Origin of the sequence: Burkholderia sp. IDO3 (assembly GCF_003366075.1) — a bacterium.
GTDB classification, from domain to species: domain Bacteria; phylum Pseudomonadota; class Gammaproteobacteria; order Burkholderiales; family Burkholderiaceae; genus Burkholderia; species Burkholderia anthina.
On record NZ_CP028963.1, the window covers coordinates 1,360,970 to 1,375,057 of the forward strand.

General features: G+C 66.3%; 11 protein-coding genes. 10 read left to right on the top strand and 1 reads right to left on the bottom strand.

The window, feature by feature from the left end:
• Positions 1–154: 154 nt before the first annotated feature.
• The 6 genes from DCN14_RS20955 (at position 155) to DCN14_RS20985 (ending at position 7,975) form a co-directional block, all read left to right on the top strand.
• Positions 155–1,387 (top strand): MFS transporter, encoded by a 1,233-nt coding sequence (locus DCN14_RS20955; protein ID WP_096502770.1) that lies wholly within the window; start codon positions 155–157, stop codon positions 1,385–1,387.
• 362 nt (positions 1,388–1,749) lie between these two features.
• Positions 1,750–2,895, top strand: a complete 1,146-nt coding sequence (gene carA, locus DCN14_RS20965) for a glutamine-hydrolyzing carbamoyl-phosphate synthase small subunit (RefSeq protein WP_096502768.1) — start codon at positions 1,750–1,752, stop codon at positions 2,893–2,895.
• A 37-nt stretch (positions 2,896–2,932) separates the two neighbouring features.
• Positions 2,933–3,592 carry a leucine efflux protein LeuE gene (leuE, locus tag DCN14_RS20970; protein ID WP_096502766.1) on the top strand — a complete coding sequence of 220 codons (660 nt, stop codon included), beginning with the start codon at positions 2,933–2,935 and terminating at the stop codon, positions 3,590–3,592.
• Between the two features lie 59 nt (positions 3,593–3,651).
• The gene (gene carB / locus DCN14_RS20975; protein WP_096502764.1) at positions 3,652–6,906 is read left to right on the top strand and encodes a carbamoyl-phosphate synthase large subunit; all 3,255 of its coding nucleotides are present in this window, start codon (positions 3,652–3,654) and stop codon (positions 6,904–6,906) included.
• Between the two features lie 119 nt (positions 6,907–7,025).
• Positions 7,026–7,502 carry a transcription elongation factor GreA gene (greA, locus tag DCN14_RS20980; protein WP_096502762.1) on the top strand — a complete coding sequence of 159 codons (477 nt, stop codon included), beginning with the start codon at positions 7,026–7,028 and terminating at the stop codon, positions 7,500–7,502.
• A gap of 14 nt (positions 7,503–7,516) precedes the next feature.
• Positions 7,517–7,975 carry a DUF4149 domain-containing protein gene (locus DCN14_RS20985; protein WP_096502760.1) on the top strand — a complete coding sequence of 153 codons (459 nt, stop codon included), beginning with the start codon at positions 7,517–7,519 and terminating at the stop codon, positions 7,973–7,975.
• A 48-nt stretch (positions 7,976–8,023) separates the two neighbouring features.
• Here DCN14_RS20985 and DCN14_RS20990 read toward each other — a convergent pair whose 3' ends face one another.
• Positions 8,024–8,551 carry a YhbY family RNA-binding protein gene (locus DCN14_RS20990; RefSeq protein ID WP_096502758.1) on the bottom strand — a complete coding sequence of 176 codons (528 nt, stop codon included), beginning with the start codon at positions 8,549–8,551 and terminating at the stop codon, positions 8,024–8,026.
• A gap of 193 nt (positions 8,552–8,744) precedes the next feature.
• Here DCN14_RS20990 and DCN14_RS20995 point away from each other — a divergent pair, with 193 nt between their 5' ends.
• The 4 genes from DCN14_RS20995 (at position 8,745) to glmM (ending at position 13,826) form a co-directional block, all read left to right on the top strand.
• Complete coding sequence (locus tag DCN14_RS20995) at positions 8,745–9,407, top strand: RlmE family RNA methyltransferase (protein ID WP_096502756.1); 663 nt, start codon at positions 8,745–8,747, stop codon at positions 9,405–9,407.
• A gap of 166 nt (positions 9,408–9,573) precedes the next feature.
• The gene (gene ftsH / locus DCN14_RS21000; RefSeq protein WP_096502754.1) at positions 9,574–11,469 is read left to right on the top strand and encodes an ATP-dependent zinc metalloprotease FtsH; all 1,896 of its coding nucleotides are present in this window, start codon (positions 9,574–9,576) and stop codon (positions 11,467–11,469) included.
• A 28-nt stretch (positions 11,470–11,497) separates the two neighbouring features.
• Entirely contained in the window at positions 11,498–12,439 is a 942-nt protein-coding gene (folP, locus tag DCN14_RS21005; protein WP_096502752.1) for a dihydropteroate synthase, read from the top strand.
• 31 nt (positions 12,440–12,470) lie between these two features.
• Complete coding sequence (glmM, locus tag DCN14_RS21010) at positions 12,471–13,826, top strand: phosphoglucosamine mutase (protein ID WP_096502750.1); 1,356 nt, start codon at positions 12,471–12,473, stop codon at positions 13,824–13,826.
• Positions 13,827–14,088: the final 262 nt, after the last annotated feature.

Sequence of the window (14,088 nt, forward strand, 5' to 3'; positions counted from 1 at the left end):
CAATCGCATCGCGGCGGCCCGGCCGGGCCACGCGACGCGCGCTGTCATTCGACGCAACGCGAAGCAACGCCGTCACCGAGGTGACGGCGTTTTCGTTTGTGCGCGGCGCGAGCCGCTGCGGCACGGGGTTCGGAATAACAACGGGAGAGAGAGGATGTCGTCGGTGCAGGTGAGGGTGCTCGCGCTGTTTGCGCTCGGGTATTTCGTGTCGTACGTGTTTCGTGGCGTCAATCTCGGCTTTGCGCCGTTCGTCACGCACGAGCTCGGGTTGTCGGCGGCCGATCTCGGGCTGCTCACCAGCCTCTATTTCCTCGGCTTCGCGGGCGCGCAGATTCCGGCCGGCGTGCTGCTCGACCACTTCGGCCCGCGCCGCGTGACGGCCGGCATGCTGCTGTTCGCGGCGGCCGGCGCCGCGGTCTTCGGCGTCGCGCACGATCTCGGCACGATGATGATCGGCCGGCTCCTGATCGGTGTCGGCGTCTCGGTGTGCCTCGGCGCGGCGTTCAAGGCGCTCGCGCAGCATTTCCCGGTCGGCCGGCTGCCGCTCGTCAACGGTCTCGTGATGGCCGTGGGCGGCCTGGGCGGCGTCGCGGTCGGCACGCCGCTCACCTGGCTGCTCGGCTTGACGAGCTGGCGCGTGATCTGCGGCGGACTGGCCGTGCTGACGATCGCCGTCGCGGCCGCGATCGGTCTGGGGGCGCCGGAAGCCGAGCGGCCGCGCCACCAGGGCGGACTCGTCAGCCAGTTCAAGGGTACGTGGCACATCCTGAGCAGCGGCGCATTCTGGAAGATCTCGTCGTTCTCGATCGTCACGCAGGGCGTGTTCTACGCGATGCAGTCGCTGTGGGTCGGGCCGTATCTGCGCGATGTCGCGGGGTTCGACGCGCCGCGCGCCGCACGGCTCGTGTCGGTGCTCGGCTTCGCGATGATGGCCGGCTGCGTCGGCTTCGGCGCCGCCGCGCGCATGCTCGAGCGGCGCGGGGTGTCGGTCCAGGCATTTTGCGGCGTCGGCATGGCGCTGTTCGTCGTCACGCAGATCGCGATCATCGCGCGCGTGCCGCTGCCGCCGGCCGTGCTGTGGGCAGCCTACGGGATGTTCGGCGGCGTCGGGATCCTGACCTATGCGGTGCTGGCCGGTCATTTCCCGGCGCAACTGATCGGGCGCGCAAACACGACGCTCACGCTCGTGATCTTCGTGCTGATCTTTGCGTTCCAGATCGGCATCGGCGCGGTGCTGTCGCACTGGCCGGCCGTCGACGGCCATTACCCGGCCGCGGCGCACGTCACCGCGTGGAGCATGCTGCTCGCGCTGCAGCTGGCGAGCGCCGTCTGGTATGTGTGGCCCGCGCGCCGCACTGGCAGGCACGCCGATCCGGCGGTACGCTGACGGGTAGGGCGGCCGGGAAAACGGGGCCGTAGCAACGCGCGCCGCGCGCGATTGCCACGGCGTCGCGCGCACCGCCTGCATGATCGGACGGCCATATCGATTGAAGATAAGGCCATTTTCGGGCTATAATTTGAAAGTTTGTGCTGATCAACCTCGCACCCTAGCGCCTACCTCACTCATCCCGTTCATCCGCCGCACGCCGCCTGTCGGGCGATGCCGCGAAGCCTCGTGCGCCACGCGCCGGGTTCGCGTCTCGACAACGCAGGTCGCGTCCAGCTAGCGATTCCGCGCGCCTACGCTGCGCGGCGCTCGCGCGGCAGGATAAACAGGTCGGCAGCAGGGTGTTCCCCAAGGAGCCTCCCGTGTTGCCGTCTTTTTCTCCCGCCTTGCTTGCACTCGCCGACGGCACGGTCTTTCGTGGTTATTCGATCGGGGCCGAAGGCCACACGATCGGTGAAGTCGTGTTCAACACCGCGATTACCGGCTATCAGGAAATCCTGACTGATCCGAGCTACGCGCGTCAGATCGTCACGCTCACCTACCCGCATATCGGCAACTATGGCGTCAACGCCGAAGACGTCGAAGCCACGAAAGTCCATGCCGCCGGCCTGATCATCCGTGATCTGCCCACGCTCGCATCGAACTTCCGCATGGACCGCACGCTCGGCGACTACCTGCGCGACGAAGGCGTCGTCGCCATCGCCGGCATCGACACCCGCAAGCTGACCCGTATCCTGCGCGACAAGGGCGCGCAGAGCGGCTGCATCCTGGCCGGCTCGGACGACGAGGCGAAGGCGATCGAGCTCGCGCGCTCGTTCGCGGGCCTCGCGGGCATGGATCTCGCGAAGGTCGTGTCGACCACGAAGTCGTTCGAGTGGAAGCAGACCGAATGGCGCCTCGGCAGCGGCTACGGGATGCAGGAAGCGCCGAAGTACCGCGTCGTCGCGTACGACTTCGGCGTCAAGTACAACATCCTGCGCATGCTCGCGGAGCGCGGCTGCCACGTGACGGTGCTGCCGGCCGAGGCGAGCGCCGCCGACGCGCTCGCGCTGAATCCGGACGGCATCTTCCTGTCGAACGGCCCGGGCGACCCGGAGCCGTGCGACTACGCGATCGCGGCGACGAAGGAATTCATCGCGCGCGGCGTGCCGACCTTCGGCATCTGCCTCGGCCATCAGATCATGGGCCTCGCGGTCGGCGCGAAGACGCTGAAGATGAAGACGGGCCACCACGGCGCGAACCACCCGGTGAAGGATCTCGGCGACGGTCGCGTGGTGATCACGTCGCAGAACCACGGCTTCGCGGTCGACGCGGATTCGCTGCCGGCCAACGCGCGCGTGACGCACGTGTCGCTGTTCGACGGCACGCTGCAGGGTTTCGAGCTGACCGACAAGCCGGCATTCTGCTTCCAGGGTCACCCGGAAGCGTCGCCCGGCCCGCACGACATCGGCTATCTGTTCGACCGTTTCACCGCACTGATGGACGCGGCGAAGCAGCGCAACGCCTGACGCAACTGAAGCAACCGAAGAACGGGAGATTCGCATCATGTTCGGCCACGCACTCGGCATCACGGATATCTGGACCTACGTGTTCGGCGTGATCTTCATCATCCTGCTGCCGGGGCCGAACTCGATGTACGTGCTGTCGCTCGCGGCGCAGCGCGGCGTGAAGACCGGCTATCGCGCGGCCTGTGGCGTGTTCCTCGGCGACACGGTGCTGATGGTGCTGTCCGCCGCGGGCGTCGCGTCGCTGCTGAAGGCCAATCCGCTGCTGTTCTCCGTCGTCAAGTACGGCGGCGCCGCGTACCTGCTGTACATCGGCACCGGGATGCTGCGCAGCGCGTGGCACAAGCTGCGCACGCCGGCCGGCAAGCCGGCCGACGCGCCGCGCGCGGTCGACGGCGAGCGGCCGTTTCGCAAGGCGCTCGTCGTGAGCCTCCTGAATCCGAAGGCGATCCTGTTCTTCATTTCGTTCTTCATCCAGTTCGTCGACCCGGCATTCCCGCACCCCGCGCTGTCGTTCGTCGTGCTCGGGGCGATCGCGCAATGCGCGAGCTTCCTGTACCTGAGCACGCTGATCTTCGCGGGAGCACGGCTCGCCGAGCATTTCCGCCGCCGCCGCAAGCTCGCGGCGGGTGCGGCGAGCAGCGTGGGCGGCCTGTTCATCGGTTTCTCGGTAAAGCTGGCGCTCGCCACCATGAGCTGAGCGCCGCCGCCGATCCGCGACAACGCCACGACAAAGATTACTTACTGAATTCACAAGCCATGCCAAAACGCACAGACATCAAAAGCATCCTCATCATCGGCGCCGGCCCGATCATCATCGGCCAGGCTTGCGAGTTCGACTATTCGGGCGCGCAGGCTTGCAAGGCGCTGCGTGAAGAGGGCTACAAGGTCGTCCTCGTGAACAGCAACCCGGCGACGATCATGACCGACCCGAACACGGCCGACGTCACGTATATCGAGCCGATCACGTGGGAAGTCGTCGCGCGCATCATCGAGAAGGAGCGCCCGGACGCGATCCTGCCGACGATGGGCGGCCAGACCGCGCTGAACTGCGCGCTCGACCTGCACCACCACGGCGTGCTCGAGAAGTTCGGCGTCGAGCTGATCGGCGCGTCGCCGGAAGCGATCGACAAGGCGGAAGACCGCCAGAAGTTCAAGGACGCGATGACCAAGATCGGTCTCGGTTCCGCGAAGTCGGGCGTCGCGCACTCGATGGAGGAAGCGACCCAGGTGCACGCCGAGATCATGGCGCTCACCGGCGGCAGCGGCTATCCGGTCGTGATCCGTCCGTCGTTCACGCTCGGCGGCTCGGGCGGCGGCATCGCGTACAACCGCGAAGAGTTCGAAGAGATCTGCAGGCGCGGCCTCGACCTGTCGCCGACGCGCGAACTGCTGATCGAGGAATCGCTGCTCGGCTGGAAGGAATACGAGATGGAAGTCGTGCGCGACCGCGCCGACAACTGCATCATCGTGTGCTCGATCGAAAACCTCGACCCGATGGGCGTGCACACCGGCGACTCGATCACGGTCGCGCCGGCGCAGACGCTCACCGACAAGGAATACCAGATCCTGCGTAACGCATCGCTCGCGGTGCTGCGCGAGATCGGCGTCGACACGGGCGGCTCGAACGTGCAGTTCTCGATCAACCCGAAGGACGGCCGCATGGTCGTCATCGAAATGAACCCGCGCGTGTCGCGTTCGTCGGCGCTCGCATCGAAGGCGACCGGTTTCCCGATCGCGAAGGTCGCGGCGAAGCTGGCGGTCGGCTACACGCTCGACGAGCTGAAGAACGAAATTACCGGCGGCCAGACGCCGGCATCGTTCGAGCCGACGATCGACTACGTCGTCACGAAGATCCCGCGTTTCGCGTTCGAGAAGTTCCGCGAAGCCGATTCGCGCCTGACCACGCAGATGAAGTCGGTCGGTGAAGTGATGGCGATCGGCCGCACGTTCCAGGAGTCGTTCCAGAAGGCGCTGCGCGGCCTCGAAGTCGGCGTCGACGGTCTCGACGAGAAGTCGACCGACCGCGACGAGATCGCGATCGAGATCCACGAGCCGGGCCCGGACCGCATCTGGTACGTCGGCGATGCCTTCCGCATCGGCATGACGGCCGAAGAGATCTTCGCGGAAACCGCGATCGATCCGTGGTTCCTCGCGCAGATCGAGCAGATCATCCTGAAGGAAAAGGCGCTCGCGGGCCGCACGCTCGCGTCGCTGACGTTCGACGAACTGCGCTACCTGAAGCAGAGCGGCTTCTCCGACCGCCGCCTCGCGAAGCTGCTCGGCGCGTCGCCGGAAGACGTCCGCAAGCGTCGTGTCGAACTGAACGTGCGCCCGGTCTACAAGCGCGTCGACACATGCGCGGCCGAGTTCGCGACCAAGACGGCCTACATGTACTCGACCTACGAGGAAGAGTGCGAGGCGCAGCCGACCACCAACAAGAAGATCATGGTGCTGGGCGGCGGCCCGAACCGGATCGGCCAGGGCATCGAGTTCGACTACTGCTGCGTGCACGCGGCCCTCGCGATGCGCGAGGACGGTTACGAAACGATCATGGTCAACTGCAACCCGGAAACGGTGTCGACCGACTATGACACGTCCGACCGCCTGTATTTCGAGCCGCTGACGCTCGAGGACGTGCTCGAAATCGTCGACAAGGAAAAGCCGGTCGGCGTGATCGTCCAGTACGGCGGCCAGACGCCGCTGAAGCTCGCGCTCGACCTCGAGGCGCACGGCGTGCCGATCGTCGGCACGTCGCCGGACATGATCGACGCGGCCGAAGACCGCGAACGCTTCCAGAAGCTGCTGCAGGACCTCGGCCTGCGCCAGCCGCCGAACCGCACCGCGCGCGCCGAAGAAGAGGCGCTCGCGCTGGCGGCCGAAATCGGCTACCCGCTCGTCGTGCGCCCGTCGTACGTGCTGGGCGGCCGCGCGATGGAAATCGTCCACGAGCCGCGCGACCTCGAGCGCTACATGCGCGAGGCCGTGAAAGTGTCGAACGATTCGCCGGTGCTGCTCGACCGCTTCCTGAACGATGCGATCGAATGCGACGTCGACTGCATCTGCGACGGCGAGGCCGTGTTCATCGGCGGCGTGATGGAGCACATCGAGCAGGCGGGCGTCCACTCGGGCGATTCGGCATGCTCGCTGCCGCCGTACTCGCTGTCGAAGGAAACCGTGGCCGAGCTGAAGCGCCAGACCGGCGCGATGGCGAAGGCGCTGAACGTGGTCGGCCTGATGAACGTGCAGTTCGCGATCCAGCAGGTGCCGCAGGCGGACGGTTCGAAGCAGGACGTGATCTACGTGCTGGAAGTGAACCCGCGCGCATCGCGCACGGTGCCGTACGTGTCGAAGGCGACCAGCCTGCCGCTCGCGAAGATCGCGGCGCGTGCGATGGTCGGCCAGAAGCTCGCGCAGCAGGGCGTGACGAAGGAAGTCGAGCCGCCGTACTTCAGCGTGAAGGAAGCGGTGTTCCCGTTCGTCAAGTTCCCGACCGTCGATCCGGTCCTCGGGCCTGAAATGCGTTCGACCGGCGAAGTGATGGGCGTCGGCCAGACGTTCGGCGAAGCGCTGTTCAAGTCGCAGCTCGCGGCCGGTTCGCGCCTGCCGGAGTCGGGCACGGTGCTGCTGACCGTGATGGATGCGGATAAACCGAAGGCCGTCGAAGTCGCGCGCATGCTGCACGACCTCGGCTACCCGATCGTCGCGACCAAGGGTACGGCTGCCGCGATCGAAGCGGCCGGCGTGCCGGTGAAGGTTGTCAACAAGGTGAAGGACGGCCGTCCGCACATCGTCGACATGATCAAGAACGGCGAGATCGCGCTCGTGTTCACGACGGTCGACGAGACGCGCCAGGCGATCGCCGATTCGCGTTCGATCCGCATGAGCGCGCAGGCGCACAAGGTCACGTACTACACGACGATGTCGGGCGCGCGTGCGGCCGTGGAAGGCTTGCGCTACCTGAAGGATCTGGAAGTCTATGATTTACAAGGTCTTCACGCTCGCCTAAACTAAGCAGTCAGTTACCTGTCGTAAGCAACACGTGCCGCGATTAGGCGGTGTTTCCGGTTCATCGGAAACGCGCTTAATCGCGGTGATTTTTTTTATAGCCGTTTTTAGCGATTGAGCCGTTTATGAGCACCATTCCGTTGACAAAGCGTGGCGCAGGGCAACTGCGCGATGAATTGCAGCGCCTCAAGTCCGTCGAGCGGCCGGCCGTGATCAACGCGATCGCGGAGGCCCGCGCACAGGGCGATCTGTCCGAAAACGCCGAATACGACGCTGCGAAAGAAAAGCAGGGTTTCATCGAGGGCCGTATCGCGGAACTCGAATCGAAACTGTCCGCCGCGCAAATCATCGATCCCACCGTGCTCGACGCCGATGGCCGCGTGGTGTTTGCCGCGACGGTCGAACTCGAGGATCTCGAGTCGGGCGACACCGTGAAGTACCAGATCGTCGGCGACGACGAAGCCGATATCGATCACGGCCTGATCTCGGTCAGCTCGCCGATCGCGCGTGCACTGATCGGCAAGAGCGAAGGCGACGTCGCGGCGGTGCAGGCACCGAGCGGCGTGCGCGAGTACGAAATCATCTCGGTCAGCTACGTCTGAAGCGGGGCGACGTGATGCCGCATCGCGTGTTCCGTCTGCTGTCGACCGTGTGGGTCGGCAGCCTGCTGACGATCGGGTATGCGGTCGCGCCCGTGCTGTTCAAGACGCTGGAGCGGATGACGGCCGGTACGGTCGCCGCCCAGCTGTTTCGCATCGAGGCGATCCTCGGTGTCGTATGCGGCGTGCTGCTGCTCGCATTGTCGAATCAACAGGTGCGGCGCGGCAGCGGCGATTATCGTCGCGTGCGCTGGATCATCGCCGCGATGGTCGTGTGCGTGCTGGTCGGGTATTTTGCGCTGCAGCCGTTCATGAACGCGCTGCGGGTGGCCGCGATGGATGCGGGCACCGATATTGCGAACTCGCCGTATGCGAGCCGCTTCGGGATGCTGCACGGCGTCTCGAGCCTGTTCTATCTGGTCGAAAGCGTGCTGGGTCTGATGCTGATCTGGCGTTTGCCCGCACGCGACGCCTGAGCGTCGCGGGGGCAGTGCGGCACGGGGAACCCCGTGCCGCGCGCAGGATTACTTGCCCTGGTGCGGCCGCTTCGTACTGGCCTGACGCTTTTTCGCTCGCTTCACCGTACCGCCTGCCGTCACGCGCTCGTTGCCGCGCACGACGACCTTCGTCGGCTTCGGACGGCGCACGGGGCTCGCGTTCGGCGACACCTTGATGACCTTGACGGTGCGCGGTGCACGGCCCTTCTTGTCGTCGACGGCTTCGGCCGCGCTCGGCAGCGCGCCGGCACGGCGACCGCGGGTCGGGGCCGCAACATCGGCTTCGGGCTTCCAGATCACCAGCAGCTTGCCGATGTGCTGGATCGGCGCCGCGCTCAGGCGATCGCAGATCTCGTCGTAAATGGCGACGCGCTCGTCGCGTTCGTCGCCGAACACGCGGATCTTGATCAACTGGTGCGCGGCGAGGTGCACCTTGATTTCCTTCAGCACGGCGTCGGTGAGCCCTTCGGCGCCGATCAGCACGACGGGCTTGAGCGCATGGGCCTGGGAGCGCAGCGCGGAGCGCTCGGCGGGGGAAAGCGAAAGGGCGGGCATGGAAATATCGAAATCTAAATAAGGGCGCGCTGCGCCGGATGCGAATCGCGGACAGTTACCGCGTCAGCCGCGCGCCGAAACCACGTAAAATCGCGGCTTGGGCCCTGAAAGGGCCGCAGCCGCGCGAAGAAGACGCGTATTATCCGCCAAAAGCACGGCTTCACGAAGCAAATAGCAGCAATCTCTCTCTCGAATGGCAAAAAACCGCTTTAACCAGCACTGGCTGCACGACCACATCAACGACCCGTACGTCAAAATGGCGCAGCGGGAGGGCTATCGCGCGCGTGCCGCGTACAAGCTGAAGGAAATCGACGAACAGGACAAGCTGATCCGTCCGGGCCAGGTGATCGTCGACCTCGGCGCGACGCCGGGCAGCTGGAGCCAGTATGCCCGCAACAAGCTCGCGCAGGGCAAGAAGCGCGACGCGGAGCGCGAAGGCGGCATCGACGGCACGATCGTCGCGCTCGACATCCTGCCGATGGAGCCGATCGCCGACGTCCACTTCCTGCAGGGCGACTTCCGCGAGGACGCCGTCCTTCACCAACTCGAAGAAGTGCTCGAAGGCCGCTCGGTGGACCTTGTTATTTCCGACATGGCCCCCAACCTCTCCGGCGTGGCTTCGGCGGACGCGGCGCGCATCGAGCATCTGTGCGATCTGGCGCTCGAATTCGCGCAGAACCACCTGAAGCCGGACGGGGCGCTGCTGGTGAAGTGTTTCCACGGCAGCGGCTACAGCCAGATCGTTGAAAAGTTCAAACAGCAGTTTAAGGTCGTCGCGCCGCGCAAGCCGAAGGCGTCACGCGACAAATCGTCCGAAACGTTCATTTTGGGTCGGCAGCTGAAGCATCCGCGGTAAGGCGGAGCGGGGTGCCGCAAACGGGCTCCGGCCCTTGCCTGACAAGCGAATCGCTATCGCGGCGGTTGTCAATGCTTATGGCGAGGGTGGTCGGACTGGATTAGAATGACCGAGGAGCGCTGCAAGGAAAATGTAGGCGCTCGTCTACGAGTGAAGGAGTGGTGCTTTGAACAACAATATGTTTTCGAAGGCAGCAGTGTGGCTGGTGATCGCACTGGTGCTGTTTACGGTGTTCAAGCAGTTCGACAAGCCCCGCGTCCAGGAAGGTGTGTCCTATTCGCAGTTCATGGACGACGCCAAGAACGGCAAGGTCAAGAATGTCGTCGTGCAGGGGCGCAACCTCACCGTCACTCCGGCTGATGGCCAGAAATACCAGATCGTGTCGCCCGGCGACATCTGGATGGTCGGCGATCTGATGAAGTACGGCGTGCAGGTCAGCGGTAAGGCCGACGACGAGCCGAACGCGCTGATGTCCGCGCTGTACTACCTCGGGCCGACGATCCTGATCATCGTGTTCTGGTTCTACATGATGAGGCAGATGCAGGGGGGCGGCAAAGGCGGCGCATTCTCGTTCGGGAAATCGCGCGCGCGGCTGATCGACGAGAACAACAACGCGGTGAACTTCTCCGACGTCGCGGGCTGCGACGAAGCGAAGGAAGAAGTGTCCGAGCTCGTCGACTTCCTGCGCGATCCGCAGAAATTCCAGAAGCTGGGCGGCCGGATTCCGCGCGGCGTGCTGCTCGTCGGCCCTCCGGGTACCGGCAAGACGCTGCTCGCCCGCGCGATCGCCGGTGAAGCGAAGGTGCCGTTCTTCAGCATCTCGGGTTCCGACTTCGTCGAAATGTTCGTCGGCGTCGGCGCGGCCCGTGTGCGCGACATGTTCGAACAGGCGAAGAAGCACGCGCCGTGCATCGTGTTCATCGACGAAATCGACGCGGTCGGTCGCCATCGCGGCGCCGGCATGGGCGGCGGCAACGACGAACGCGAGCAGACGCTGAACCAGATGCTGGTCGAGATGGACGGCTTCGAAGCGAACTCGGGCGTGATCGTGATCGCCGCGACCAACCGTTCCGACGTGCTCGACAAGGCGCTGCTGCGTCCGGGCCGTTTCGACCGCCAGGTCTATGTCGGCCTGCCGGACATCCGCGGCCGCGAGCAGATCATGCGCGTGCACCTGCGCAAGGTGCCGATCGCGAACGACGTCGACGCAGCGGTCATCGCACGCGGCACGCCGGGCTTCTCGGGCGCCGATCTCGCGAACCTCGTGAACGAAGCGGCGCTGTTCGCCGCCCGTCGCGGCAAGCGTATCGTCGAGATGCAGGATTTCGAGGACGCGAAGGACAAGATCTTCATGGGTCCGGAGCGCAAGTCGGCCGTGATTCGCGAAGAGGCGAAGCGCGCGACGGCTTACCACGAGTCGGGCCACGCGGTGATCGCGAAGCTGCTGCCGAAGGCCGACCCGGTGCACAAGGTCACGATCATCCCGCGCGGTCGCGCGCTCGGCGTCACGTGGCAGCTGCCGGAGCACGACAACGAAACGTACTCGAAGGACTACCTGCTCGATCGCCTGGCGATCCTGTTCGGTGGCCGCGTGGCCGAGGAGTTGTTCCTGAACCTGATCAGCACCGGCGCATCGGACGACTTCAACAAGGCGACGCAGACGGCGCGTGCGATGGTGGCCCGTTTCGGCATGACCGACGCGCTCGGGCCGATGGTCTACGTCGACGATGAGAGCGACAACGGCCCGTTCGGCCGCGGCTTCACGCGCACGATCTCGGAAGCGACGCAGCAGAAGGTCGACGGCGAAATCCGCCGCGTGCTCGACGAGCAGTACGGCCTTGCACGCCGTCTGCTCGAAGAGAACCGCGACAAGGTCGAGGCGATGACGGCCGCGCTGATGGAGTGGGAAACGATCGACGCCGATCAGATCAACGACATCATGGAAGGGCGCCCGCCGCGCTCGCCGAAGAGCTCGCCCGCTATCGGCGGCGACTCGCCGGGCGGCGGCACGGCCGCCGAAGTGAAGCCCGGCAACGCGCCGGCGCCTGCTTCACCGGCCTGACCGCCGCTGTAGCACCGTTCACGGGCTGGTGTGGCTTCACACCGGCCCGTTTTGCATTCATCAACGCCTCCCGCCCGTGTCCGATCCCGCTGTTTCTGCCTGCATCCCCGCGCCGCTCCAGTGCGGCCGCTTCTCGTTGACGTTCGAACGCCCGCTCGTGATGGGCATCCTCAATGCGACTCCCGATTCGTTTTCCGACGGCGGCCGCTTTCTTGCCCGCGACGACGCGCTGCGCCAGGCCGAGCGGATGATTGCCGAAGGGGTCGACCTGATCGATATCGGCGGCGAATCGACGCGCCCCGGCGCGCCGCCGGTGCCGCTCGACGAGGAGCTCGCGCGTGTGATCCCGCTGGTCAAAGCGCTGCGGCCGTTGAACGTGCCGCTGTCGATCGACACCTACAAGCCGGCCGTGATGCGCGCGGCGCTCGCCGCCGGCGCGGACCTGATCAACGACATCTGGGGGTTCCGCCAGCCGGGCGCGATCGACGCGGTGCGCGAAGGCAACAGCGGGCTGTGCGCGATGCACATGCTCGGCGAGCCGCAGACGATGCAGGTCGGCGAGCCCGACTACGGCGACGTCGTGACCGACGTGCGCGACTTTCTCGCCGAACGTGCGCAGGCGCTGCGCGACGCGGGCGTCGCGCCGGAGCGGATCTGCGTCGATCCCGGCTTCGGATTCGGCAAGGCCGTGGTCGACGACAACTACGCGCTGCTGGCCGCATTGCCGGACACGGCGCCTGCGCGGCCCGACGGGCGCGCTTATCCGATTCTCGCGGGCATGTCGCGCAAGTCGATGCTCGGCGCGGTGATCGGCGGCAAGCCGCCGATGGAGCGCGTCGCGGCGAGCGTGGCGGCTGCACTGTGCGCGGTCGGGCGGGGCGCGGCGATCGTGCGCGTGCACGATGTCGCCGCGACGGTCGATGCGTTGAAGGTCTGGAACGCCGTGCGCGAAGCCGCGCGGCAACGATAAAAGTCAGAAAGACGAAGGAGGAAGGTTCGCCATGGGACGTCGATATTTCGGCACGGACGGCATTCGCGGCACGGTGGGCGAGGCGCCCATCACGCCCGATTTCGTGTTGCGCCTCGGTTATGCGGCCGGCAAGGTTCTGGCCGGCTCGGCCGACGTCGCGGCGGGTGCGCGCCCGACGGTGCTGATCGGCAAGGACACGCGCGTGTCGGGCTACATGCTCGAGGCCGCGCTCGAGGCCGGCTTTTCGGCCGCCGGCGTCGACGTGATGCTGGCCGGCCCGATGCCGACGCCGGGCGTCGCGTACCTGACGCGCGCGCTGCGCCTGTCGGCCGGCGTCGTGATCAGCGCGTCGCACAACCCGTATCACGACAACGGCATCAAGTTCTTTTCCGCGGACGGCAACAAGCTGCCCGACGACACCGAAGCCGCGATCGAAGCGTGGCTCGACAAGCCGCTCGAATGCGCGGCATCGGACGGGTTGGGCAAGGCACGCCGTCTCGACGACGCGGCCGGCCGCTATATCGAGTTCTGCAAGAGCACGTTCCCGGCCGCGTTCGACCTGCGCGGCCTGAAGCTCGTGATCGACTGCGCGCACGGCGCTGCCTACCAGATCGCGCCGCACGTGTTCCACGAGCTCGGCGCGGACGTGATCCCGATCGGCGTCGCGCCGAACGGCTTCAACATCAACGACGGTGTCGGCGCGACGGCGCCCGACGCGCTGGTGCGCGCGGTGCGTGCGAACCACGCGGACCTCGGCATCGCGCTCGACGGCGATGCGGACCGCCTGCAGGTCGTCGATTCGACGGGCCGGCTGTTCAACGGCGACGAGCTGCTCTACGTGCTCGTGAAGGACCGCATCGCGACCGACGGCAAGGTCGACGGCGCGGTCGGCACGCTGATGACGAACCTCGCGGTCGAAGTTGCGTTGCAGCGCGAAGGCGTGAAGTTCGTGCGCGCGGCGGTCGGCGACCGCTACGTGCTCGAGCAGTTGCGCGAGCACGGCTGGCAGCTCGGCGCGGAAGGCTCGGGCCATATTCTGTCGCTCGACCGGCATTCGACCGGCGACGGCATCGTGTCGGCGCTGCTCGTGCTGGCCGCGCTCAAGCGCAGCGGCCGCACGCTCGCGCAGATGCTCGACGGCGTCACGCTGTTTCCGCAGAAGCTGATCAACGTCCGGATGAAGTCGGGCGCCGACTGGAAGGGCAGCGCATCGATTCGCGCGGCGATCGACGCGGCCGAAAGCGCGCTGGCGGGCCGCGGCCGCGTGCTGATCCGCGCGTCGGGCACCGAACCCGTGCTGCGCGTGATGGTGGAAGCGCAGCAGGCGGCCGACGCAACCCGCCATGCGGAGGCGATTGCCGACGCGGTGCGCGAAGCGACGGCCTGACCCGCAGCGGGGGGCGCGCGACGGTCCGGCCGTGTGCGCATCGCCCCTTGGTTCGTCGACATGCGGCGCCTTCGGGTGCCGCATTTTCGTTGGTCGCAAAGGTTTGCGATCCGGTCGGAGGGCGTCTTCGACGCGGATTTCGTCTGATGGAATGCGCCGTTCGACCCTGTCGTATCGGTGCTTCGGCGGCGGGCTTTTTGGCTCCGTTTTCGCTACACTGGCGATTCGTTCGCGCACGCCGTCAGCGGGTGTCCGGGCGCCT

Coding starts and splice junctions, on each gene's coding strand:
- greA (WP_096502762.1), top strand. CDS start 7,026: ATGAGCACCATTCCGTTGACAAAGCGTGGCGCAGGGCAACTGCGCGAT.
- leuE (WP_096502766.1), top strand. CDS start 2,933: ATGTTCGGCCACGCACTCGGCATCACGGATATCTGGACCTACGTGTTC.
- DCN14_RS20995 (WP_096502756.1), top strand. CDS start 8,745: ATGGCAAAAAACCGCTTTAACCAGCACTGGCTGCACGACCACATCAAC.
- carB (WP_096502764.1), top strand. CDS start 3,652: ATGCCAAAACGCACAGACATCAAAAGCATCCTCATCATCGGCGCCGGC.
- DCN14_RS20955 (WP_096502770.1), top strand. CDS start 155: ATGTCGTCGGTGCAGGTGAGGGTGCTCGCGCTGTTTGCGCTCGGGTAT.
- DCN14_RS20990 (WP_096502758.1), bottom strand. CDS start 8,551: ATGCCCGCCCTTTCGCTTTCCCCCGCCGAGCGCTCCGCGCTGCGCTCC.
- DCN14_RS20985 (WP_096502760.1), top strand. CDS start 7,517: ATGCCGCATCGCGTGTTCCGTCTGCTGTCGACCGTGTGGGTCGGCAGC.
- glmM (WP_096502750.1), top strand. CDS start 12,471: ATGGGACGTCGATATTTCGGCACGGACGGCATTCGCGGCACGGTGGGC.